Annotated in this window: 22 protein-coding genes; 4 read left to right on the top strand and 18 right to left on the bottom strand. The window is 32.1% G+C overall.

Going from position 1 to position 25,774, the window contains the following annotated elements; genetic code table 11:
- Positions 1-5: 5 nt before the first annotated feature.
- From OA93_RS09205 to truA, 14 genes are all read right to left on the bottom strand, one after another.
- A complete protein-coding gene (locus OA93_RS09205; protein ID WP_052259413.1) occupies positions 6-896 on the bottom strand; it encodes a DUF4349 domain-containing protein in 891 nt (296 codons plus the stop codon).
- Between the two features lie 38 nt (positions 897-934).
- Positions 935-1,837 (bottom strand): PhzF family isomerase, encoded by a 903-nt coding sequence (locus tag OA93_RS09200; RefSeq protein ID WP_082001800.1) that lies wholly within the window; start codon positions 1,835-1,837, stop codon positions 935-937.
- 2 nt (positions 1,838-1,839) lie between these two features.
- Positions 1,840-2,463: a class I SAM-dependent methyltransferase gene (locus OA93_RS09195; protein ID WP_039112882.1), complete on the bottom strand. Its 624-nt coding sequence runs from the start codon at positions 2,461-2,463 to the stop codon at positions 1,840-1,842.
- Between the two features lie 110 nt (positions 2,464-2,573).
- Positions 2,574-3,155 (bottom strand): hypothetical protein, encoded by a 582-nt coding sequence (locus OA93_RS09190; protein ID WP_039112881.1) that lies wholly within the window; start codon positions 3,153-3,155, stop codon positions 2,574-2,576.
- 164 nt (positions 3,156-3,319) lie between these two features.
- Positions 3,320-4,576, bottom strand: a complete 1,257-nt coding sequence (locus tag OA93_RS09185; RefSeq protein ID WP_039112880.1) for a retropepsin-like aspartic protease — start codon at positions 4,574-4,576, stop codon at positions 3,320-3,322.
- Positions 4,577-4,633: 57 nt separating this feature from the next.
- Entirely contained in the window at positions 4,634-5,200 is a 567-nt protein-coding gene (locus OA93_RS09180; protein WP_039112879.1) for a hypothetical protein, read from the bottom strand.
- Between the two features lie 96 nt (positions 5,201-5,296).
- Positions 5,297-6,070, bottom strand: a complete 774-nt coding sequence (locus OA93_RS09175; RefSeq protein WP_039112878.1) for a hypothetical protein — start codon at positions 6,068-6,070, stop codon at positions 5,297-5,299.
- Between the two features lie 29 nt (positions 6,071-6,099).
- Positions 6,100-7,431: a tetratricopeptide repeat protein gene (locus tag OA93_RS09170; protein ID WP_039112876.1), complete on the bottom strand. Its 1,332-nt coding sequence runs from the start codon at positions 7,429-7,431 to the stop codon at positions 6,100-6,102.
- A gap of 80 nt (positions 7,432-7,511) precedes the next feature.
- Positions 7,512-9,089 (bottom strand): rhomboid family intramembrane serine protease, encoded by a 1,578-nt coding sequence (locus OA93_RS09165; protein ID WP_082001799.1) that lies wholly within the window; start codon positions 9,087-9,089, stop codon positions 7,512-7,514.
- Between the two features lie 315 nt (positions 9,090-9,404).
- Positions 9,405-9,914, bottom strand: a complete 510-nt coding sequence (locus OA93_RS09160; protein ID WP_039112875.1) for a TPM domain-containing protein — start codon at positions 9,912-9,914, stop codon at positions 9,405-9,407.
- A gap of 225 nt (positions 9,915-10,139) precedes the next feature.
- Positions 10,140-10,598, bottom strand: a complete 459-nt coding sequence (locus tag OA93_RS09155; protein WP_039112874.1) for a copper resistance protein NlpE — start codon at positions 10,596-10,598, stop codon at positions 10,140-10,142.
- Between the two features lie 186 nt (positions 10,599-10,784).
- Positions 10,785-12,173: a dihydrolipoyl dehydrogenase gene (lpdA, locus tag OA93_RS09150; RefSeq protein ID WP_039112873.1), complete on the bottom strand. Its 1,389-nt coding sequence runs from the start codon at positions 12,171-12,173 to the stop codon at positions 10,785-10,787.
- A gap of 250 nt (positions 12,174-12,423) precedes the next feature.
- Entirely contained in the window at positions 12,424-14,178 is a 1,755-nt protein-coding gene (locus OA93_RS09145) for an ABC transporter ATP-binding protein (protein WP_039112871.1), read from the bottom strand.
- 55 nt (positions 14,179-14,233) lie between these two features.
- Positions 14,234-14,968, bottom strand: a complete 735-nt coding sequence (gene truA / locus OA93_RS09140) for a tRNA pseudouridine(38-40) synthase TruA (protein WP_039112870.1) — start codon at positions 14,966-14,968, stop codon at positions 14,234-14,236.
- A gap of 489 nt (positions 14,969-15,457) precedes the next feature.
- Here truA and OA93_RS09135 point away from each other — a divergent pair, with 489 nt between their 5' ends.
- Positions 15,458-17,374: an SPFH domain-containing protein gene (locus OA93_RS09135; protein WP_039112869.1), complete on the top strand. Its 1,917-nt coding sequence runs from the start codon at positions 15,458-15,460 to the stop codon at positions 17,372-17,374.
- A 222-nt stretch (positions 17,375-17,596) separates the two neighbouring features.
- The gene (locus tag OA93_RS09130; protein WP_039112868.1) at positions 17,597-18,094 is read left to right on the top strand and encodes a metallophosphoesterase family protein; all 498 of its coding nucleotides are present in this window, start codon (positions 17,597-17,599) and stop codon (positions 18,092-18,094) included.
- Between the two features lies 1 nt (position 18,095).
- Here the strand turns inward: OA93_RS09130 and OA93_RS09125 are convergent, their stop codons facing one another.
- Both OA93_RS09125 and OA93_RS09120 read right to left on the bottom strand, forming a co-directional pair.
- Positions 18,096-19,793 (bottom strand): tetratricopeptide repeat-containing sensor histidine kinase, encoded by a 1,698-nt coding sequence (locus OA93_RS09125; protein WP_039112867.1) that lies wholly within the window; start codon positions 19,791-19,793, stop codon positions 18,096-18,098.
- Between the two features lie 173 nt (positions 19,794-19,966).
- Complete coding sequence (locus OA93_RS09120; RefSeq protein WP_039112866.1) at positions 19,967-21,661, bottom strand: ATP-binding protein; 1,695 nt, start codon at positions 21,659-21,661, stop codon at positions 19,967-19,969.
- Between the two features lie 422 nt (positions 21,662-22,083).
- Here OA93_RS09120 and OA93_RS25005 point away from each other — a divergent pair, with 422 nt between their 5' ends.
- Positions 22,084-22,245, top strand: coding sequence for a hypothetical protein (locus OA93_RS25005; RefSeq protein WP_165572095.1), 162 nt, complete (start codon positions 22,084-22,086; stop codon positions 22,243-22,245).
- Positions 22,246-22,339: 94 nt separating this feature from the next.
- Here the strand turns inward: OA93_RS25005 and OA93_RS09115 are convergent, their stop codons facing one another.
- Positions 22,340-23,002 carry a response regulator transcription factor gene (locus OA93_RS09115; protein WP_035619889.1) on the bottom strand — a complete coding sequence of 221 codons (663 nt, stop codon included), beginning with the start codon at positions 23,000-23,002 and terminating at the stop codon, positions 22,340-22,342.
- A 166-nt stretch (positions 23,003-23,168) separates the two neighbouring features.
- Positions 23,169-23,579, bottom strand: coding sequence for a DUF4293 domain-containing protein (locus OA93_RS09110; RefSeq protein WP_039112865.1), 411 nt, complete (start codon positions 23,577-23,579; stop codon positions 23,169-23,171).
- Positions 23,580-23,765: 186 nt separating this feature from the next.
- On the opposite strand from OA93_RS09110, the gene rho reads away from it, so the two are divergent.
- Positions 23,766-25,607 (top strand): transcription termination factor Rho, encoded by a 1,842-nt coding sequence (rho, locus tag OA93_RS09105; protein ID WP_039112864.1) that lies wholly within the window; start codon positions 23,766-23,768, stop codon positions 25,605-25,607.
- The last annotated feature ends 167 nt before the right edge of the window (positions 25,608-25,774 follow it).

Below are 25,774 nucleotides of genomic sequence, written 5' to 3'. Positions count from 1 at the left end.
ACTTATTATTGTGCTTGGTTTTTACGTTTTCTACGAATTTTTCTAACGATGTATACAATACCAGTTATTAGGATGATAAATGGCCAAATTGAAAATAGCCACAATAGGAAATCAACAATAGAAGTCCATCCTTCGCTAATAGAATTTTTAATTCTTTCCGAAAATTTATCTTGTTCTCGAGCTTTATAGATATACTCTTTTTCTTTATATAAATTTAAATTCAGTGTACTAAAAGATACTTGGTCGCTAAGGTATTTTAAGCGTCCTTCTGTACTTTCTATTTCTTCTTCGATTACTCTTATACTTTCCTCGATGGCAAGAATATCTTTTACGGTAGAAGCTTTGGAAAGTAATTCTTTATAACGTTTTAAATATTCTCTTTTATTAGCCAAACGAGTTGTAATATCAACAAATTCTTCGGTTACATCCCTAGCTTGTATGCTTTTGCTCGTAAGTTCATCTTTTCCATTTTCGATACTAGAAATTAGTTTCTCAAAATTATCGGCTGGAACTCGTATTTTTAAATCGTATGAAATCGACTGATCGGTATTCTGTAAGTCTTCTACTTCGTAATAACCGTTAAGTTTTTTTATTAATTCATCTATATTTTTCTTGCTTGCAGCAATGTCATTTGTTTTAACCGAAACAGTTCCGTCTTTTATTATCTTTTTTTCTTTTACAACAGGTTTAATCGTTTCTTGCTCAGGGTTGTTGTTTTCAGATACTTCTTCTTTTTTATCTTTAGAATCAGAATCAGAACCAGAATCCACACGTGGAGGAGGAGGTGGCGGTATTTCCATTGCCATTACCTTAGCGTCATTGCTAGTTTCGTTACTATTGGAATTACAAGAAGCCGCAAGCACTAAAATAATTATACTTAAAAAGAATTGTTTCATGTTTGTTTAGTTTAAGGTTTTAACTAATATAGTTTATTTTAAATCTCAATTTCGGTTCTAAAAACTACCACAGCATCTCCTTTTATCTGAATCAATGATGGTTTATTATTTTCAATCTTAACTTTAACTTTTATTAGACCAAGGCGGTCTATTTTTTCACCTTGTCTTCCGTTAAATTCGAATTCATTACCATTAAAATCAACGATTTTGTTTTCTATTAAATATCCTCCTAGTGGTCCATTTGCATTACCAGTAACAGGGTCTTCATTGATACCAATTCCAGGGGCAAACATTCTGCCGTAGGTCAATATATCTTTATCGTCAGAGTCGAATGTAAAGACAAAATACCCATTGCAATTAATCACTTTGCTTAAGTCGGCGAGAGCATTGTAGTTTGGAGTTAAAGCATTGAGTTTTGCTCTGCTTTTAATACCAATCATAACTTTCGAATGTCCTGTAGAAGCTATCTGAATCGGGCATTTCTCATCCCAATCAGATTCTTGCAGTCCTAATGCAGTTAGCATTCTGATGTTTATATCTTTATCGAATGCAGGACTAAGTTCAAAATTTCCCTGAGTCATTACAATTTGATAATCTCCATTATTTTTGATGATTTCAAAAGGAAGAGTACCAATTTTGGTTTTGAATTTTAATACACATGAATCTAAATTTTCTTCGACAGCTTTGGCATACATTGCAGCAATAGTAGCGTGTCCGCAAATAGGAACTTCAGTACTTGGCGTAAAGTATCGTATTACTCCATTGCAATCATTACTATCGGGAGGAAAAAGAAATGTGGTTTCGGAGTTGTTTAATTCTCTCGCAATTTGCTGCATTTCGTAATCATTCAATCCGTTGGCATTTACTACGACTCCTGCAGGATTTCCTTTAAATTTTTCTTTGGTAAAAGAATCAATCTGGTATGTTATTAGTTTCTTCATTATTATTTTTTTCGACCAACGAATCGTATTACAGAGCCTTTCCCATTATGAAAAAGACCTTCGTTCAATTCGATTTCTTGTTCTACTAATTCGATGATCTCATAATCTGGAAAGTCAGATTGTATTTCTTCAATAGAAAATAACATATCCAATTCTTTTGGTCCACCAATTTTTTCGTTCTTAGAGTTGTATTCGATATGTTTCTTGCTAAAAGCTTCAAAAATTAACAAGCCACCTTTTCGTAAAAACGTACTAAGTGTTTTGTGGTATGAAGATTTAATGTCGCCAGGAAAATGCGCATAAATTAATGCAATTGTATCAAATTGTTCTGGAGTATAATTTAATGTTTGTAACTCGCCAACTTGGTAGTCGATAGTTACATTATTTGCTTCGGCAAGTCGTAAGGCTTTGTTTTTTCCTTCTATGCTTATATCAAATGCCGAAACTGTCCAACCGAGTTTGGCTGCAAAAATGGCATTGCGCCCTTCGCCTTCGGCAGGAAAAAGAATTGTTCCGGGATTACCTTTTTCTAATTGTTCTCTTAAATAGTTATTTGGTTGTTCGCCATAAGCAAACTCATCTGCGCTATATCTGTCATTCCATCTTTCAGTCCAAGTGTCATTCATGTTTTCGTAGGATTTAGTATTTAAATAGAAATGTTTTTTTACCTAACGAAAATACGAATTAAATAGAGATTTTATTAGTACTTAATTTTATAGAATCTAAGTTAATTATTTTAGTTCTTATGGTTGATTAAATCAAGAATGCATTGTTCGCGAATTTTCCAAATGTCTTCTAATTCTAATTTTATTTCTTCATTTTTGTTGAGCCATTCCTGTAGTTGCTTTTTGTGAAATTCAACTTTATAATTTGAAATTTGGTTTGGGAGCATTTCAATTTCTATAATTAAGTCGCTTTCAAAATCTGATGACTTTGAGTTAGGGTTTGTGAAGTCGAAAATTTGATTCTCGAATTTTAAATAATTATGAGCTTCTGGAATAAAATCAAGATTGTTTTTCTGTAATGTTTCAGAAATCGCAACGGTATTTTTAGAATTCATTTTAAAAATTCCAAGAATTAATTTTACTTGGCTAAATCCATTTTCATCAGCAAGTTTTTTTAGTAATGCATGCTTTGTACTGCAAGTTCCACAATTGTCAATAAATACAGTTTTTAAATCATTTTTATTCTGATTCCTCCCATAATTTAAATTTGCTACAAAATGAGTTGCATCACTAAATGTAGAAATATTGATTTTTAAAAATTCGTTTGAAATTTCTCCAAGAGGTTGAATTTTAAAACTCGGTAAGTTGGTCATAGATCTAGAGTTTTTGATTTACGGTGAATAGAAATTAATAATTGAACATTTTCTGTTAAAACGAAAATACGAATTTAAAAAGGGAATTTTATCGAAGATATAATGTTGTTAATAGTTATTTTACTTTGTATGGTTTTCCAGGTTTTAGGCTTTAACGGAGATTATTAATTTTCTAATTTGAGATAATTATGATCAAAACTAATGGTGACTTTCTTAAATTGACCAATTATATCTTGTCCGATATTGCCGTAATTTACTTTTCCATAAACACCATAATCAGATTTATCGACTTGCAATTTAGGTACGTTTATTTGATTTTTTCCTAATAGAATTTGTTGATCTTTTAGTTCCAAAAGTTCTGAAGTAATTTCTTGTCCGCCTGCACTGGCTGTTTTTGCAGAAATTAGAGTACTATTTTTATCTAAATAAGTTTTAAATAATTCGTAGAAAGATTTATTAAATGAACTTGTTTTTGCACCACTATCAAAATTAAAAGGAAGTGTTTTACCTTTAAAATTTAGCATTACAATGGCACGAAGTTCATCTATGAATAAGTTTTTGTCGTTGCTCTGGATCGTTTTGTTTTTAGAAAAAGTAAGGCTATTTTCTTCAATTGTAACTGTTCCTAATTCTTTAATAATAGGAAATCCGATGATACCATTTATTACATATTTACCATTCGCAAATGTAAATGCTGAATCAGGATAAACCAAAAAGACGGCGTTATGAATTTTTATATCTCCGATATTTAAAACTGGTGCAATGCCCATAAGCACTTTGTTTTTAACGCCAGTAAAACTCATAACTTCGATGTTGTTATCTGGTAAGATGATAAAGCCTAGTTTCTTTGCTAAACTTTCGGTAATGCAACTAATTCCGGCTCCAGTATCAAAAACAAAATCAGTATCTATAGTATTTGCTAAAACATTAGTGGTAATTAAACCTGCTTTATCTTTTTTTGTTGCCACTGAAAGATTAGAAAAGGAATCGATTATTTGAGGTTTTTGTAACTTCAAAACTTCCCAAATACGTCTTGTATTCAGTTCATCATCCCGTTCTTCTTTTGTGAATTTTTCTGAAAATGTAGAGGTTAAAATACCAGATGTTTTAAAAGCATTTGCATAATCAAACAGCTTTATATAATTGTCATTTTTTAATTTATAATACCTGAATTCTTTGGTGATTTGGCTTTTATTTAAGCTATCTAAATATAAGTTTGATAAATCAGGTTTATTACATACGTTGGCAAACAGTGCTTTATAAAAATAATAATCTTTAGTCCTAATTTTATTATTTAAGCTATCCATCTTTACAAATTGATGTTGCTCACTGAGTTTTTTAAGATAGTTCTCCGTTTTTATTTGAGAAAAGGCTACTCCAGTTTCTAATAATAAGAGGGTAAGGATTAGAAGTTTTTTCATTTTTAAGAAGATTAGTAATGTGCTGTTGTAGTATATGAATTTAGGAAATGTGGTTTTCTATTCAGTCAATATTGTTCTGTCATCATTTCTATAAAGCAATGAAAACAATCCCAAAGCAAAAAGAATACAACTTAGTACCATATACGATCCGTTTTTTAATACAAAGAAAGAAATACCTACTGCGGGTGCTCCAATTATAACCATTAAGGCACTAAAGGTATGAGTTTTAATAAAATTTAAGGCATGCGCCGCTAATCCTATAAAAAGTAAAGATGGACCAATAATAACAAAAGGATATAAAATAGATGGCGTATTACTTATCTGATTACTTAATTCCGTTTTTGAGATTTCGTCATCTCCAAAACTCCACATTATGAAGTCAATAGTACAAAGCCCAACGTGACCTATAACTCCTAAAATGGTTAGAAAAGAAGCTACTGAATTAAGTTTATTCTTAGGGAATACGTCATTAAAAGAAAGTAACAATACAGCTCCAATTAAATTAAACCAGTGTGCAAAATCTATAGGTTTTTGAAAATAAGCAAATTTAGAACCTTGTGAAAACATGATATAACTACTAACAAAAAGCAGTAATCCGATTAAGCAAATAGTTCTTGATTTCATAAATTTATTTTTGGTTGTTAATAATTGGTTTTATTATATAGACACTATTTTTTATAATTTGTTACAAATCTGGTTTTTCGGGTTGATTGTTTTTCTTTAAGAACTGCTTTTATCATTCCTAAATGGACTTTCAAAATTTATCCACTTTGTTGTATTTAATGACTTTCCATCCGTATTCATTGGAGTGAATCGGACTTTATATTTTCCAAGTTTGGTAAAAGTAAATGCTCCGGAACACATTCCATGTCCTACATTAAGTTTTCCATCCCATTCTATGATATAAAACACAATTTTTTGGTTTGTATTAAGGTCAACCATTTCTGTTTTGTACCAGATTTCAGAATCAGATTTATTGGTAACATTGAATATTGCATTTGCAGCAGGACCACAACCATATTCTCTAACTTCTGTTTTTTGATATTTAATCTTCAGATCAGGATTTAATAATTCAGATGAATTTTTGTTTGTTGTTTTCCAGTAAACTTTTTCATTTTGGTTCGTTTCAGTATTCCACTGTGTCATTTCTTCTGTCTCACGCTCTGTTTGTTTAGCGTATTTTAAGAAATAAATGGTATTAGGTTTTAATTCCTTTGCGGGTTTAAAAACGGCTTGCGTCAGACTCATTTGACCTTTTAGAATTTCAACAAGATTAAGTTTTACTAATTCACCTTTCTTACTTTGCAGATAAACTGTTCGATTCTTGAAACTATTGATGGTTTTTTCGCTCATGTAATACCCTTGTATGATAAACATCGAATTTAAACTTATGTTTGTTTTCTTAGGGAAAAATTGCATTCCGCCACTTCCACATTCGGCATGAGCAGAATTTAATCCGATTGCAAAGAAAAAAAGGAGAATGAGTTTTTTCATGATGAGGTTTTAAGTTTTGGTGATGTGTGTTATTTTGCTAATTCGATAAACTTAGCGTTTGACCACAAATTTTGGAGTTCTGGAAATTGTTTCGCATCATTTTTTAGTTCTGGCTCCATATCAAATGTAATTTTCAAAAACTCTAAACTTTCATCAATCTTGTTTTGCAGGTTTTTCATGATTGCTATTTGATAATAGTTCCAAGAGAATTCCTGAATTTTATTTAGATCCTCAAACAATATAATAGCTTTATCATATTCTCTAATCCCTTTTAGATATAGTCCCTTACAATAGTCTAATTGATATGTTGCATCTTCTTTAATATCTTGTTTAAAAGTATCGAATTCTTTTAGGGCTTCATCTTTTGATAATCTTGCAAATACATCTAGTAATAATTGTGTGGCAATGCTTTCGCGATGATAATTAGAAAATAATTTTTTGATAGATTTTAATGCATTACTAATATCATTTTCTTTTGCGTAGAATTGAATTATATAAATTAATGCATTTGGATTTTCGGGATCATTTTTTAATATAGTTTTTACAGTATCAATAAACTCACTTTCGTTAGATTCATTCATAATCTCACATAGTAAATCCATTTTGTTTTCTAAAATTACTAAATTATCAGGTTCTATTTGAAGAGCTTTATTGTAAAAAAATAAAGCTTTTTCGTTATCATCTTTTTTATAATAAAGAGTCCCTTTATTGGCATAAGCTAAAGTTGCTTTTTCGTCTAGGGCTATTGCTTTATCAAAAAGTTCTAGTGCATTGTCTAAATCTCCTCTGTCCATCTGATAGGCTCCAAAGCCAATGTATTTATCAACTTGGTCAGGTTCGATATTCTCTTTTGTATGTTCTGCGTTTGGAATTATTTTGATTTCTGAAATTAATCCTGAATCTAAATCTTGCTGAAAAGCATTAACCATATCAGCATTTAGTTTTTTTAATTTTGATATAATTTCATTTACTTGATTATGATTTAATCCTTCCTGCAGAAGATTTTGTTCTACTGCCTCATAACTATGTTTGTTTTGGAAATATGCTTTTTGAGCAAAATCTAAAATCTCTGTTTGGTAACTTTCTTCTTGAAATTTCTTTTCGGCGATTCCTGTTATATGCTCTGTATTTGTGACTTTCTCTTTCTTTATAAATTGATTGGTTTTGTCTATTATATAATCAATTTGGTCATCATTTAGACCGATTTTTTTAAGTTCATATTTTGCAACATTTGGATTTAGATTGTTTTCCTCAAGCTTCCATAATGCCAACGCACAAATTTCATGTTGAAATTGTTCGGAGTAAAATTTAGAATTTTCAATTCCTTTGTTTTCTTTTTTAAAAAAGTCAAATAAACCCATAATAGTTTGTTTAAGATTATTGTCAATTTATATCAATAGGGTAGGATTAGCAAAAAGGTTTATAATCCGTATTCCATTTTTCAATTCTTTCTTTTAGTTACTCTTTGTTCTTCAGATTTTAAAGAATTACTCATAATCAATCCAATTACAAAACCGCTGATAAGTCCTCCGATATGTGCTGCATTATCAATTCCTCCTGTAAGTCCCATTACCAGATTATATCCTATAAAGATGAGTGTTGTAACTAGAAAAACGTTGTTGATTTGAGGAGGGAAGACTTTGGTTAATAACAAACTTAGGAATAGTCCATAAAGCCCAAAAATAGCACCAGATGCACCTACACTTATTGTTGCGTCATGCCACCATATACTGGCTAAACTGGCAATAGTTCCTGTAATGAGGTAAATTGTTAGGTATTTCTCTCGTCCTAATAGAGGCTCTAGAAACAATCCGACAAATAAAAGCCCAAACATATTCGATAACAAATGCATAAAACCACCATGAAGAAATACACTTGTAATAAGTCGCCACCATTGGCCATTGGTTGTATAAGGTTGGTAGTTTGCGCCCCAATTTAATAAGTCCTGACCTCCAAACGATACAAAACCTAAGCCTGATAGAAACATTACTAAAAAGATTGCAATATTTAGGTATATTAAAATTGGTGTGACAAAATAGCCTTCTCTTGGTTTTATAAATTCCAAAAATTCTTTTAGATCTTTGTTTTCTTGGGGTTTTCCGCTTTCTAGGTTCTTTAATTCTCTTGGGTTAAATTTTGGAATTAAAATCGCAATTAGTGATATAACTATTCCTCCTAATAATGTGCAGATAAACCATAGAAAAGAATTTCCATTTCTATTTTCAAATGGTTCTTTGCTAGCAATAAAAATGGTTGAATCTGTAGTATTTAATTTGGTAGAATTTTTTAAAGCTTCTTTATAACCATCACCACTATCAGAGTTACCAACTCTTTCCAGATATACAAAATCATTTAAATCTGTTTTATTAAATTCGGTTTCGCTAAAGTTTGCAAAGGTTTGGTATTCGCTTTCTTTTCTAGACTGGCTAAGATTATTGCTAACCTGATTATGATATCTTACTCCTAACCAATACTTACAACTCGTAGCGTTTGATGCGTCGTATTTTTTATCAAAAACAGGAACAACAACATATATGTACATGTTAAAATTTATATCGTTTTTACCACTAAGTTCAAATAAAGTATGAGAGCAAGCCTTAGATTTGTCTATGAACAATCTGTCTATTTTATAATACTTTGTTTGTTCTTGTTTGGAAATTGCAGAAACATTCTCGACCTGAGTTAATTTTCCTGTTGCTGTTTTAAGATAATCTTGAGCAATTATTGTTGGAACCGAAATGGAAAGCCAAAGAATAAAAATATAAAAATCGGTATAAGTTTTTCCGTTTTTCGCTTTTAGGTTTAAAATGCTTAATCTCTTGTGTAAATAAAATATGATCGGTATTACAGGAAACATCAATGGAATTACAAAATTGACTATCGTTTCTTTGACTGAAAAGAGTTGTAATTTGATTAAAAGCAGCCAGTTTAAAAAAGTATAAATAATACAAAAGCCTAGCATCGTAATTAAAAATGGAACAAAAATTAATTTAAGCTTCTTGGTAAGATTAGAATTCATATTTGGTTATATCTATTTATAAGGTGCGTGTTTTCTATCAAAAGTCTTGATTGATTTATTGGTTATATTAACAACATAGGACTTTTATCAAGAGACTAATATATAGTTTTTTTATTATTAATTTATATTTGAAAATAAAACTTGATTGTATTATTGTTTCGCGTGAAGGATAGAGGCGATATCCTTTTGTGGGCGGAGCAAAACAAAAGATAAAGCCGAAAGCCTGACCCGCTTTTTTCGGCGGGGCACGCCATAAAAAAAATCCGACTTGTTTGCACAAATCGGATTTTATATAGCATTGAATTTTTTAAAACGCTATTTTATTTTTTTGATTATTTCAGAAACAGATACTTCTAAACCTTTATAAAAATCACCTTTTTTAAATTCGGGTAAAGCATAGCTAGATATAATATCTTTGGTTTCGTCATAATTAAGTGTGTTACGTACTTGGTCACTACCTTGTATCTGAATCTGTCTCAATTCTTTACTAAAAACAATTAAAACGGATGTGTTTAGTTTTAGGTTATTGGCTAAGTATGTATTCAGATCTAATGAGTATTCAGGAATATCAGAATAAGGTTTTATGGATGGAGTTGTAACAAGAATGATTTTATGACCAGAGCTTGTTTCACACGATTTTAAAGTGTTTTTTAAAGCTGTTATTTGACTTGGAGATAATATTTTTTCGAAGTCATTTACATAATCATAAGATTTCGAAAAAACATTTTGTACTTCTGGGGGTGAACTAACTGCTTTTTTTGTTTGGGCAAAAAAACTATTTAATGAAAATAGGGTAATTGTAATAATAAAGAATATCTTTTTCATATTAGTACTGAGGGTTAGATTTGGTGGTGCGAAAATAACACTTTATTATCATAAATCATCCTCTCATTTTATACTAAAAGGTTAATATTTTAGTGCTTTTGTGTGAATGTTGTGAATTAATAAAATCGGAATTAAAACTTGTACTTTTCCAAGTAAAAAGAACAAAAAAATCCGACTTGCTTTTGCAAATCGGATTTCTGAATATTTCTTTATAAAATAGCTAGCTTATTTAGCTTCTACTTGATTTAGGATATAATTTTTAGCAAGAGGACCAGTAATCTCTTTATTGTCCATATCAAGCTGTGTTAGCGTTCTTTCTCCAACTATGTAAGATGTTGTTCTGCTCTTGTCGTTTGTAATAGTTGTAATTATGCTTCCGTCCTTATCCCAAGTAAAAGTTCCAGTTTCGGTAAACTTATTATCTTTTGTTTTACCTAGATAGGTTTCTTTTAATGTAAAAGTTTTGTCTTCGTTTATTGTTATTTCCTGCTCAATTCCTTCGCAATCGGCACATGGAATAACACCTTTATAAGTACCAGACCAATCTAATGAATTTTCAGAGTTATGCTCGTCATGAGTCACCTCAGTATCTGGCGTAATTGTTTCTTGTTTCTCGGCATTTTTATCTTTACAGCTTGCCATTATTAGCCCTACCATTATCAGTGTTACAATTTGCTTTTTCATTTAGTTGAGTTTTATTAGATTAAGTAAATTTAAGTATTATATAATAAGAACGTGCTAGTAATTTTTTTATTACGTGTTAAGGCAGGGTTTTAGAATTAATTAAAAAAAGTAAATCATAAAAAAAATCCGACTTGCTTTCGCAAATCGGATTTTAGATTGGAAATTATATTCTTAACTAAGGGAATATTACAAGTGAATTACTTCGCCGTAAGCATCAGCAACAGCTTCCATAACAGCCTCACTCATTGTAGGGTGAGGGTGAATAGATTTTAAGATTTCATGTCCGGTAGTTTCTAGTTTACGAGCTACAACTGCCTCGGCAATCATATCTGTAACACCAGCACCAATCATGTGGCATCCTAACCATTCGCCATATTTAGCATCAAAAATTACTTTTACAAAACCGTCTGGAGTTCCAGCAGCTTTAGCTTTTCCTGAAGCAGAGAATGGGAATTTACCAATTTTTAATTCGTATCCTTTTTCTTTAGCTTGTTTTTCAGTTAAACCTACAGATGCAATTTCTGGAGTTGCGTAAGTACAACCAGGAACGTTTCCGTAATCGATTGGATCTACGTGTAAACCAGCAATTTTTTCTACACAGTTAATTCCTTCAGCAGAAGCTACGTGAGCCAAAGCTTGTCCAGGAGTAACATCACCAATAGCATAATATCCAGGGATATTAGTTTGGTTGTAAGCATTTACCAAGATTTTATCTCTGTCTACAGCGATACCTACTTCTTCAAGACCAATGTTTTCGATGTTAGTTTTAATTCCAACAGCCGAAAGAACGATGTCAGCCTCAAGAACTTCTTCACCTTTTGCAGTTTTAACAAATGCTTTTACACCTGCACCAGTTGTATCAATACGCTCTACAGAAGAGTTAGTCATGATTTTAATTCCAGCTTTTTTCAAAGAACGCTCAAATTGTTTAGAGATATCTTCGTCTTCTACAGGAACAACGTTTGGCATAAATTCTACAATAGTAACTTCAGTTCCCATTGAGTTATAAAAATGTGCAAACTCAACTCCAATAGCTCCAGAACCTACGATAATCATCGATTTAGGCTGAGTAGGTAAAGTCATTGCCTGACGGTATCCTATTACTTTTACTCCATCCTGAGGTAAGTTAGGTAACTCACGAGAACGAGCACCAGTAGCAATAATAATATGGTCAGCGCTATATTCTGTAACTTTATTATCTTTATCAGTAACGTCAAGTTTTTTTCCTGGTTTAAGTTTACCAAAACCATCTATAACGTCAATTTTATTTTTCTTCATCAAGAACTGAACACCTTTGCTCATTCCTTCCGCAACACCACGGCTACGTTGTACAACCGCAGGGAAATCTTTATCGAATTCAGAAACAGTCAATCCGTAATCGGAAGCGTGTTTTAGATAATCAAAAACCTGAGCCGATTTAAGTAATGCTTTGGTAGGAATACAACCCCAGTTTAAGCATACACCACCTAGGTTTTCTTTTTCAACTACGGCTACTTTAAAGCCTAATTGTGATGCTCTAATGGCAGTTACATATCCGCCTGGACCACTTCCTAAAACAATAACGTCGTATTTCATTTTTTAAGTATTTATTTTATTTTTAAAATTGAAAGCGGTTAAAAACGCATTTCATTTTCTATTTTTCAACAATGAATAGAGATTGCGAATTTAAGGATTTATTTTAAAAAAAAGTTTAATTTTTATTTCAAGGCCAATTTACATTGGCTATTTCACAGAGATTGAAATAAAAGTGATTTAATTTGCTAAAATTAAGCAAATAATCACCTTTATTTTACGAAAACAGCAGTAATTAAAACAGAGTTCTAAATTAATTTGCTATCACAAATTGCGAGTCGTATAAGTTTTTGTAAAACCCTTCGGCACGATTTATCAATTCCTGATGCGTTCCTTGCTCTACAATAAGACCTTTATCCATAACTACAATTTTATCGGCATTTACAATTGTTGCCAATCGATGCGCAATAACAATCGAAGTTCTGCCTTTAGTAATCGTTTCGGTAGCACGCTGGATTAATTCTTCAGAGTAGGTATCTATAGACGAAGTTGCTTCATCTAATATTAAAATACTCGGATTACTTACATATGAACGCAAAAAAGCAATCAGTTGGCGCTGACCTGAAGAAAGCATTACACCGCGTTCCTTTACATCAAAGTCATAATTATCTGGCAAGCTCATAATAAAATCATGTACACCAATTACTTTGGCAGCTTCCACAACTTGGGCCTTGGTTATCTCAGGATTATTAAGTGTAATATTATTATAAATCGTATCGGCAAACAAGAATACATCTTGCAAAACTACAGCAATTTGCTTGCGTAATGAAGCCAGCGTATAGTTCTCTATATTATGACCGTCAATACAGATTGTTCCGCTATTAATTTCATAAAAGCGATTCAGTAAGTTTATAATAGTCGATTTTCCAGCACCAGTCGAACCTACAATAGCAATAGTTTGTCCGGCTTCAACCGATAAATCAATGCCTTTAATAACTTCCTCCTCTGGAATATATCCAAAACGAACGTCCTTAAATTCAATACTTCCGTTAAAAATAGGTGCTTCGATAGTTCCAGTATCCTGAATATGGTCTTGTGTATCGATAATATCAAAAACACGATTGGCAGCAATCATTCCTAATTGCATCTCGTTAAATTTATCCGCAATCTGACGCAACGGATTAAACAACATTCCGATAAACATCGTGTAGGAGAATAAATCTCCAAAAGTCGTAAAGTTATCGCCATTCAGAATTTTAAATCCACCAAAAACGACAATGCAACCCAATGTAAGTGACGAAATAATATCGGCAATCGGGAAGAAAATCGAGTTATATAAGATCGTTTTTATCCATGCTTTTTTATGTTTACCGTTTATTTCCTTGAAACTTTCGTATTCAGCATTCTCACGATTAAAAAGTTGAACAATCTTCATACCCGTAACACGCTCCTGTACAAACGAGTTCATGTTGGCAATCTGAGTTCGAACTTCCTCAAAAGCAACCTGCATTTTGCGCTGAAATATACGAGTGATGTAAACCAAAATAGGCATGGCAATAACCACAATCCAAGTAAGTTTCCAGTTCATATAAAACATAAAAATTAGTACAACAAGCATTTTCATCAAGTCGCTAATAATCATAAATAAACCCTGGCTGAAGATTCTGGCAATTGACTCAATGTCCGAAACCGAACGAGTAACCAATTGTCCTACAGGGACAAGGTCAAAATATTTCATTCTAAAACTCAAAATGTGCTTAAACAACTTCGTACGGATATCCTTTACAATATCCTGACCCAACCAGTTTGCCCAATACACAAAATAAAACTGCGAGAAAACCTCCAGTAAAAGCACAATTCCCATTAAGGTTACATAAAAAAGTAAACCCAATTGGTCGTGCGTTTTAATATATCCGTCCACCGTTTGCTTAAGCAAATAGGGGCGAAGAGCGGCAAATATAGAGAGCGAAACCGCAAAAATGATTACACCATTATAGCGCCATTTGTAAGGTTTAGTATAAGTAAGAATTCGTTTGAAGAGGCCAGTATCAAATGCTTTTGCTTTCATTTTATTTTTTTTGCTTTAGGCTTTAGACTTTAGGCTTACTGCCTATAGCTTAAAGCTATAAATAATCGTAAACAACCTTAGTTAAATACAATCCGTGAGCCGGAACCGAAAAACCAGCTTTGTCTCGGTTTTTACTAGCAATGATATTTTCAAAATCATCCAGCGTAATTTTGTGTAAACCAATGTTTATCAAAGTGCCAACAATGGCGCGAACCATATTTCGTAAAAAACGATTGGCCGAAATGGTAAAAATCAGCTTATTATCTTCGGTTTTCCAATACGCTTCAAAAATACTACAATCAAATGTATTTACATCAGTGTTCACCTTCGAAAAGCACTGGAAATCGGTATGATTTAACAAAATTTTAGCAGCTTCGTTCATCAAAGCAACATCTAAATATTGATGAAAATACCAACTCAGTTCCTCCAGAAAAGGATCTTTCACTGTATTAATATGATATTCATAAGTACGTTTGGTTGCGTCAAAACGACAATGGGCTTCGTCCTGAACCAAGATAACATCATAAATAGCAATGTCTTTTGGTAAATAAGAATTGAGTTTGTGAACCAAATTCGGAACGACAATAGGAGAATCATAATCAAAATGAGCAAACATTTCTTTGGCATGAACACCAGTATCAGTACGACCAGCCCCCATTAAATTAATAGGAGTATTTAATAAAACAGAAAGTGCTTTGTTTAAAGTTTCCTGAACTGATGACGCATTAGGTTGAAATTGCCAACCATGATAATGCGTGCCGTTGTATGCAAATTGTATAAAATATCTCATTTTAAGGTGCAGAGGTTCTAAGATGCAAAGGTACAAAAAAGGTTCAAAGGAACATAGATGCAAAGGTACTGAGGTACTAAGGTTTTTTTAGGGACGCATTGTAGAGACGCACCGCAGTGCGTCTCCCGCCAAAGTTTTTACGTTCTAATTGAATATTGTTTTGTAAAAACACCTTGTGAAGACGCACTGCGGTGCGCCTCTACAGAAAACCTTAGTACCTCAGTACCTTTGCATCTCTGTTCCTTTGAACCTAATTAAAGAACCCTTGCTTCTCTGAACCTATGTACCTTCCTCAAAAAACTGTTAAAATCAAAAATACCAATCATAGTTTGTTTAGCAAAAAATCGTGTCAGAAATTGACAATTCTAACGATTTAATCAGGGGCTTTTTTAGCATTATTTAAGAAAAATTAACAAAAGTTAATTTTGAAAATATTTCATTTTAACAGGAAGTATTTCTACTATGTTTGTAATCTAATATATCAAAACTATGAATGAAATTACTTCTTATTGGTGGATAATTTTAATCTTATTCTCCATCGTTTTTTACAAATTTATTTTACGTGTTTTCTTCGGGATGGTGATGGTTCCAGAGGATAAGATTGGTCTTGTGACTAAAAAATTCGTTTTGTTTGGAACCGATAAATCGCTTCCTGATGGTCGTATTATTGCGACAAAAGGAGAAGCAGGTTATCAGGCAAAAACGCTTGCTCCGGGTTTATACTGGGGAATGTGGATCTGGCAATATTCGATAGATATGACTGGATTTACAGTTATTCCAGAAGGAAAAATTGGACTCGTTTTAAGTAAAGACGGAAAGGAAATTCCAACCGGTCGAATCTTAGCCCGAAAAGTAGAAAGTGACAACTTTCAGGATGCTACTTTTTTCCTGGACAATGGCGGACAAAAAGGACGTCAGACCGCTTTTATTACCACAGGTTCGTATCGTATAAATACGTTCTTGTTCGAAATTGTAATTGCAGACCAAATCAAGATTTATGAGAACATGATTGGTATTGTAACAGCTCTTGACGGAGAACCAATTCCGCAAGGACAAATTGCGGGGAAATTTGTAGAAGGTCACAATAACTTTCAGGATTTTGACAAGTTTTTGGATACTGGCGGAAATCGTGGTTTACAGCCTCAGGTAATGTTGGCAGGATCGTACTATATTAATACATGGGGAATCTTGATAGAACAAAACCCAATGACCGATGTGCCTATTGGATATGTTGGAGTTGTTATTTCGTATATTGGAGAAGATGGTCAAGATGTTACCGGAGATACTTTTAAACACGGAAACATTGTTTCAAAAGGACAACGTGGTGTTTGGATGGAACCTTTTGGACCTGGAAAATATGCCTTAAATAAATATACGACTAAGTTAGAAGCAGTTCCAACAACCAACTTGGTTTTGAACTGGGCTAATGCCAGAAGTGAGTCGCATGATTTAGATAAAAATCTTTCTACGATTACAGTTCGTTCAAAAGATGGTTTCCCATTTAATCTGGATGTGGCACAAATTATTCACGTTCCGGCTGCCGAAGCGCCAAAAGTAATTGCTCGTTTTGGAAGCATGAATAACTTAGTTTCTCAGGTTTTAGAGCCTACAATTGGTAACTATTTCAGAAACTCGGCTCAGGATAGTGATGTTATTTCTTTCTTGTCTACAAGAAAAGAACGTCAGGAATCGGCTAAAAATCATATTAAATTAGTTCTTGATGAATATAACGTAAATGCTGTTGATACTTTGATTGGAGATATCGTTCCGCCAGATTCATTGATGAAAACTTTGACAGATAGAAAATTAGCAGAAGAGGAGCAAAAAACATATCAAACTCAAAGAATGGCGCAGGAACAACGCCAGGGAATGGAGAAAGAAACCGCGATTGCAGATATGCAGAAAGAAATTGTGCGTGCTTCGCAAAGTGTAGAAATTGCACAACGTACCGCAGATGCAACCGTGAAGAAAGCCGAAGGAGATGCAACCAGTTTAAAACTGAATGTAAACGCCGAAGCCGAAGCTACAAAAATGCGTGCCAATGCAGAAGCCGAAGCAACAAAAGCAAGAGCAGGAGCACAAGCTGAGGCTACCAAATTGAACGCAAGTGCAGAAGCGGAAAGGATTTCTAAAACAGGTTTAGCCGAAGCAGAGAAAATTATGGCAATTGGTAAATCGACTGCAGAATCGTACCAACTTCAGGTTAGCGCGATGGGTGGAGATAATTTTACCAGATATAAAGTTACCGAGGAAATTGGAAAAGGAAACATCAAAATAATTCCTGATGTTTTAATTTCCGGAAACGGTGGTTCTGATGGTTCTATTAGTGGTTTGTTAGGATTAAAACTAATGGAAATGATAGATACCAAAGATTCTAAAGATGTTAAAAATCCTAAGAAACAGTAGCTATTGTAAATGTAAAACGTTAGAGATGAAATGTAAAAGACATCGTATAACGTAGAGACGCACCGCAGTGCGACTAACACAAAGTTTTAAATCCGATTTGCGAAAGCGAATCGGATTTTTTTATGTTCAACAATAAAAGAAAACCGTACGAAAGACGCACTGCGGTGCGCCTCTACAAAAAAACCTTTGTACCTTTGCAATTTTGAACCTTTGTACCTATTAATGAAAAAAATCCTCCTACTTTCCGATACGCACAGCCATATTGATGATACAATTTTAAAATACGTTTCCCAAGCCGATGAAGTGTGGCATGCGGGAGATATTGGAGATTTATCGGTTACCGATGCTATAAAAAAAGTAAAACCATTACGTTGTGTTTATGGAAATATTGATGATGCCAAGGCACGATTAGAATTTCCTTTAAACAATCGTTTTATGTGCGAAGATGTTTCGGTTTGGATTACTCATATTGGTGGTTATCCCGGAAAGTATAGTCCTGCTATAAAAGCAGAAATGGCTTCTGATCCTCCTAAATTATTTATCTGCGGACATTCACATATCTTAAAAGTAATGTTCGATAAAAAGAATAATTTGCTGCATATGAATCCTGGAGCTGCGGGTAAAAGTGGTTTTCATCAAGTACGCACGATGTTGCGATTTGTGATAGACGGAGATAAAATAAAAGATTTAGAAATTATAGAAATCGAGAAACGTAATTAATTTATACCAGGTTTACTATTGGAACTTCTATTCTAATCGAGGTACCAATATCAATTTTAGATATAACTGCTATTTCACCTTTTAAATTCTTTATTCTGGCTCTAATTTGGTTTAGACCAAAGCCTTCGTCGATATGAAATTTATTTGTTTTATATCCTTTGCCGTTATCATTTACATTGACAATCAGGTTGCCATTTTCTTCAACTAAAGAAATACTAGCAAGAGAAGCTTCACTATGTTTTATAATGTTGTTTAAAAGTTCCGAAATGATGAAATAGATTCTCATTTCAAATTTTTCATTGTATCGGGTTTTTGATGGAATAGCACAAGAATACTCAAAAAGTATCGTCGAATTAGAATTCTTTTCGCATAAATCTTCCAGCGCATAAAACAAGCCAAATCGAACTAATAGTGTAGGTAAAAGTTCATGAGATAAATCACGTACTTTATCATGAGCTTCTTGCAGAATGAATTTTGTTTTAAGAATTTCTTCAGAAACAGGTTCGTTTTGAGTCGAAAAAACATTTAAATGCATTCCTGCCGAAGATAATAAGGCACTAATATTATCGTGTAAGAATAAAGCAATTTTCTTTCGTTCACTTTCCTGACCGTCGATACTGGCATTGATTATGTTTTGTTGTATTTTGCTTTGAATATCTTTTAGTCTGTTATTTTGTTTCAGTTTGGTATTCTGATAGAAAAAATAAAACAAGATGATACTAATAACAAATAGAGAAACCATAATACTAACCACTTTTTTGTTACGGGATTGCTCCAATAATAAAGATTGTTGTTTTGATTTGTACTGCGATTCTATTTTATCAATGTCTCTTTTGTATTGATCTACTTCTAGATTAAGACCAGCAACATCTACTTTTCGTAATTTATCTTCATTATTTAGTTCTTCGTTTAAAGTAGTATAAAGAGCTAGATTGTCATAGGCTTCTTTAGGTTTTCCTATTTTTGATAAAAACTTAGAATATTCTTGATAAGTGAAACATAAATCTGATTTTTCATTTCCTTCTCGACCAATTTTTATTGCTTTTTTAAAAAATAAATCTGCTTTTTTGTTATTGTTTTCATGATTGTAATACATACCGTTAAGCATATTTAATACTACCAAAGTAGAAGCGTCACCATGTTTTGAGTGGAACTTATTAATGTAACTTAAGTATGGGTAACCGTCTTTATAACCACCAATGTCAAAATAAGCCCAAGTAATATTTAGTTTTGTAAAAACTACTTGTACCGAGTCTTTTATTTTAGTACTGTAAAAAAGAGACTTTTTATAATAAGAAATTCCTTTTTCATATTCCTTTTTATTAAAGCAGTAAATATTACCTAAATTATTATAAAGCCAATTCTTAAGTTCGCCATTGTTGGTTTTTTCGGCATATATTAATCCTTTTTTGTAATAAAATAAGGCTTTGTCAGGTTCTGTTAATTCATCAAAATTGGCAGCAATTGTATTGTATGATTTTGCAATAAGATTTGGATCATTAGCAGCGATTGCATAGTTTAAAGTAAGACGGGATAGTGTTAGGGATTTTTCGTATTGTCCTTCACGCATAAATTTTACAGCTTCATCATAAAGTTTTTCTGTCTCTTTTTTAGAAAGAGGCTTGCTTTGAGGGTAAAATTTGTTGCTTAAACAAATTAGCAATATGACGAGTAATAAGACAATTCGATTTTTGTGCATTTAATATAATGATTATTATATATGTAATTTCAAAGATTAGGGTTCAAATTTAATAATTAATTTTATTGCTATTGATGTTTAATTGATGCTCAAAACGTGACATGTTAATTTAGAATACAATAGTAAGTAATTTAATATTTGATGATTTATATAAACCAGTTTTTAGGATTAAATTACGATTCAGACATTATCGGAACATCTATCTTTATTGAGGTTCCCATGTCAATTTTAGAAATAACTTCAATATCTCCTTTTAAATTTTTTATTCTTGCTCTAATTTGATTCAGACCAAAGCCTTCAGCGATGTTAAATTCATTGGTATTATATCCTTTTCCGTTATCATTTACATTAATGATAAGATTCGAATTATTCTCTACTAACGAAACACTGGCAATGGTAGCCTCACTGTGTTTTATGATATTATTTAAAAGTTCTGAAATTATAAAGTAGATTCTCATTTCGAATTTTTCATGATAACGTGTCTTCGGGGGAATTGTACAGGAGTATTCAAAAAGAAGAGTCGAGTTCGAATTTTTTTCGCATAAATCTTCAAGAGCATAAAACAAACCAAAGCGAACTAATAATGTAGGTAAAAGTTCATGAGATAAATCACGTACTTTATCATGCGCTTCTTCGAGAATAAATTTTGTTTTAAGAATTTCTTCAGAGACAGGTTCGTTTTGAGTAGAAAAAACATTCAGATGCATTCCTGCCGTAGATAATAAGGCACTAATGTTGTCATGTAAAAATAATGCTATTTTTTTGCGCTCGCTTTCCTGACCGTCAATACTGGCATTAATGATGTTTTGTTGTATTTTACTTTGTACATCTTTAAGTCTGTTTTTCTGTTTAAGTTTGGTATTTTGATAGAAAAAATAAAATAAGATGATAGTAACAATAAATAAGGAAAACATAATGCTAACAATTTTTTTGTTGCGGGATTGTTCCTTTAATAAAGATTGTTGTTTGGTTTTATATTGAGATTCAATTTTATCAACTTCTCTTTTGTATTCATCTAATTCAAGATTAACACCTACCAGTTTTGTCTTTTTTAATTCTATAGACTCAGTAAGTTCTTTGTTGAGGGTGTTGAGTCTAATTATGTTTTGATATGCTTTTTTGTAGTCATGATTTCTGAATAAAAAATCAGCATATTTTTCATGTGTTTTTGCTAAATCAAATTTTTCGTTACTTTTATTTCCTAGCGCAATTGCTTTCGTGAAAAATGCATTTGCTTTTATCGTATCGTTTTTATGATCATAATATATTGCATTTAGCATATTAAGAGCAACCTCAGTTGACTCATCTCCATATTGTTTAAATTCATTTATATAATTTAAATAATCTAAACCTTTATCATAATTCTTAATCTCAAAATAGGCCCAGGTAATATTAAGTTTTTTAAGATATATTCTTGAATTTTCGGGTGAATTCTGGCTGTATTCAAGTGATTTTTTATAGTGATTAATCCCTTTTTGGTACTCTTTTTTATAGAAAAAATAGGTGTTTGCCAGATTGTTATGGATTTTGGCTTTTAATTTATTGTCGTTAGTTTTATCAGCATAGTATAGTGCTTTTTGATAAAATACTAAAGCTTTATCAAGCATGATTAAATCATCAAAATTTAAGCCTATTGTGTTGTAACTGTATGCGATAAGATAGTTGTCATTAATGTCAATTGCTTGTTTTAAGGCAATTCTTGATTGCTTCAATGATTTCTCATAATTGTTAGTTTTCCAGTTACTAACAGCTTCTTTTATTAATTTATCAATTTCATTTTTTGGAAGTGGTTTATTTTGAGAGTAAGAGTCGGTGCTAAAACATATTAGTAATATAATGAGTAATAAGAAAAATCGAGTTTTATGCATTTAATACGACTGTTATTTTATAGATAAGAATTTCTAACATTTTAGCTCCAAATTTAATAATTAAATCCCTTTATGATTGAAAAAAAAAAGTTATTATTGTGTAGGTAATGTTTCTGGTTAATTAAGGCTTTTTATGAATAGATTTACGAATTTAATTTGTAAGTAATTAAATACTAAATAGATGTGTGGATGGTATTTGAGATAGCTGTAAAGCTTGTTTGTGTAAAAATGTATCATTTACGGAGTTTTATATGTATTATATAATTCAGGAAACGACCAGAAGATCCTAAAGATTATTTTAGGTATATGAAGCTTAAATTCTGACAAAAATAGATAAAAAGGTGTAATTCACTAAATAATAAAGACAGAGCCCAAAGTGTCTTAAAATGATTTGGGATTAATTAATTTAAATAAAATAACAAATGTCAAAACAATTTTTAGAAGGAGAAGAAAATTACAATTTAGCAGGAGAAGATCCAAACACTAATACTGGAGGTGAACCAACTCCTGAAGATGAAAATCAACCAGAAGAGCCAATAGAAGAAAAGGTAGATATTGATAAAGGAGGAAAGGGAGAAGGTTAATAAAATCTATTGCTAATTAACTTAAATAAAAAGGTGTAAATTAATTTAGTAAAAAATAAAAAAAGTGCTTCAGTTTTTGAAGCACTTTTTATGTTTATGATTTAATCAAATTGTTCTTAATCGCATATTTTACGAGACCAATAGTGTTTTTTGTTTTTAATTTTTTCATGATATTCTTGCGATGTGTTTCAACAGTATTAGTACTGATGAAAAGCAATTCACTAATTTCTTTTCCGCTATATTCAAGAGAAATCAATGTGATAATCTCAAGTTCACGAGAGCTTAATATAGAATTTTCTTCTCGCGTACGTTCGTTGAGTTTAGGATTACCTCTTGTAAAAGTGGTAAATATTTTTTCTCTAACCGAATCGCAAAAATATTCTTCACCTTTATTAACAGCTTCAATAGCCTCAATGATATTTTCGCCAGCACATTTTTTGGTTAGATAACCACTGGCTCCAAGATTCATTACCTCTTTAATGATTTTTAAATCATCATAACTAGAAAGAATTATTACTTTGCAGGGAAAACCTTTTTCTGAGAATTCTTTAAGGACTTCGATACCATCTTTTTGAGGCATACTAATATCTAGAACTAAGATACTAGTGTTATTTGTAGATACATCATCAAAAATATTCATTCCGTTCAAAGAAGAGCCTACAACCTCAAAGTCAGAAACGGTATGTAATAAATTGGTAAGCCCGTCAATAAGTACCTGATGATCATCGGCTAGATGTACTCGTATTTTGTCTTTCATAAAAATGATAACTATTCGTTTCAAATTTATGAAAAAATAAGGGACTATAAGTGTTTATAGGGCTTAATTTAATCATAGTAGTGCAAAAATCTTGATATTTCCCACAAAAAAACCCGAATTATATAATTCGGGTCTTCTTCGCACAAAATAAATTAAGTTTATAGGTTTACCTCAATCTATCCACAGATTTTACAAGATCTTCATCCTTTTTGATGGCTTTATTAGCTAACACTAATAATACGATAGCAACTATAGGTAGAAACATCCCAATACCTTTCTCAGAAACAGCAGGTGTTTCTCCAGATACATTTAGTGAATGATATACAAACAATCCTAATAAAATTAAATTTAATATTATATTCAGTCTGCCCATGACAAACTGGTTTTGTCTCTTTTTATATGAAATAATACTTACGATAGATAACATAGCACTTAAACCTAGTAAAACAACGTAAAGTTGATTTTGCATGAAATAATAAGGCTTAGCATCTGCTGTTGTCCAAAGCGGAACGAAAGTCATTAATATAGTAACCGCAAATGTTAAAAGTAAATATATAGTTTGAATTCGTTGTATCATTTTCTTGATTATTGTTTTACAAAAATATATTTTCTTTTTTACAAATACTATTGTATGATAAAATTTTATTCGTATTATTGCATCACAATACCGTAAGCACTTCATACTGCGGTTGATTCAAAAAAAAACAGTACTACCTATTCTTTTACAGTATTTCCGAAAATTAATTAAATTCATAGAACATTCATGTTTGATATTTCTGCATTAAAAGAAATGAAGCTTTCTGAGCTTCAAGAAATAGCTAAGTTAGCTAAAACAATAAAATTTAACGGTGTAAAAAAGGACACATTAATAAGTCAGATTTTAGCACATCAAGAAACGACTGTGCAACCGCCAGTTGTTCAAAAAGAAAATGAAGTTGTTGAAGATGATAAGCCTAAAAGAGCTCGAATTGTTCCAGTTAAAAAAGCAGCTATACAAAAGAATACAGTTCAAAAGAATTTAGTTTTTGAAGAAGAAAAAGAAAGTAAACCAACTGAAATTCTTGATACTCCAGTAGCACCAATTGCTCCAGAAGCAGAATCTATAGAAACAGTTGAACCTGTTCAAACATCAGAAAAGATTGTTCCTGAGAAAAAAGGATCAAAAATTATAAAATTCAATAAATCGGCCTACGAAAAAAAGGTCGCTTTACAAAAGGAAAAAGAAGCAGCTAAAGAGGTTGCGCCAGAAGCAGAAATTTCAAATGAAAATTCAGCTGAAACTGAAAATGAGACTCCAACAAATGCGACATCGGAAAAAACTGAAGCACCAGTTCAGGTAAAAAAGACAAATCCGAACCAGAATAAGCAGAATCCAAATCAAAATCCAAACCAGAACCCGAATCAAAATCCAAATCAAAACGGGAATAATGGTAATCAAAATCCAAACTTTAAGAATAAAAAGAATAATTTCAGAGACTCTGATTTTGAGTTTGACGGAATTATCGAAAGTGAAGGTGTTCTGGAAATGATGCCGGATGGTTACGGATTCTTACGTTCTTCAGATTATAATTATTTAGCCTCACCAGATGATATTTATTTATCAACTTCACAAATCAGATTGTTTGGTCTTAAAACAGGTGATACAGTAAAAGGAGTAGTGCGTCCTCCTAAAGAAGGAGAAAAGTTTTTCCCATTAGTTCGAGTTTTAAAAATAAACGGACATGATCCTCAAGTAGTTCGCGATCGTGTTTCATTCGAACATTTAACTCCAGTTTTTCCTTCTGAAAAATTTAAATTAGCCGAAAAGCAAAGTACAATTTCAACTCGTATAATCGATTTGTTCTCTCCAATAGGAAAAGGGCAACGTGGTATGATTGTAGCACAGCCTAAAACGGGTAAAACAATGTTGCTTAAAGATATTGCAAATGCTATTGCTGCAAATCATCCAGAGGTATATTTAATCGTTCTTCTTATAGATGAGCGTCCTGAGGAGGTTACCGATATGCAACGTAGTGTGCGTGGAGAAGTAATTGCTTCTACTTTTGACAGAGAACCACAAGAGCACGTTAAAATTGCTAATATAGTATTAGAAAAAGCAAAACGTTTGGTAGAATGTGGTCATGATGTAGTAATCTTGTTAGACTCGATTACACGTTTGGCTAGAGCTTACAATACGGTACAACCAGCTTCAGGTAAAGTATTAAGTGGAGGTGTTGATGCGAATGCATTACAAAAACCAAAAAGATTCTTTGGAGCTGCTCGTAATGTAGAAAATGGAGGTTCATTAAGTATTATTGCTACAGCATTAACGGAAACCGGATCAAAAATGGACGAGGTTATCTTTGAAGAATTTAAAGGTACAGGTAATATGGAGTTACAATTGGATCGTAAGATTGCTAACAAACGTATTTTCCCTGCAATCGATTTGACTTCTTCAAGTACGCGTCGTGATGATATGTTACTAGATGAGAAAACATTACAAAGAATGTGGATCATGAGAAAATACCTTTCTGACATGAATCCTGTTGAAGCAATGGACTTTATCAACGATCGTTTCAAGAAAACCAAAAACAACGAAGAGTTTTTAATCTCTATGAATGACTAGAGGAGAGGTTCAAAGGCTCTAAGTTACAAAGGTTCTGAGGTTTTTCTTTGGAATCTATAAATATAAAAAAAGGGATGAGTTTTAAACTCATCCCTTTTTTTATGAACCTCAGAACTTTTGCAACTCTCTATCAAAGACGCACTGAGGTGCGTCTCTACGGAAAATCT

The organism is Flavobacterium sp. KMS (genome assembly GCF_000813005.1).
Taxonomy (GTDB): domain Bacteria; phylum Bacteroidota; class Bacteroidia; order Flavobacteriales; family Flavobacteriaceae; genus Flavobacterium.
Note: the sequence above shows the minus strand (reverse complement) of the source record. Positions and strands in the feature narration are given on the sequence as shown.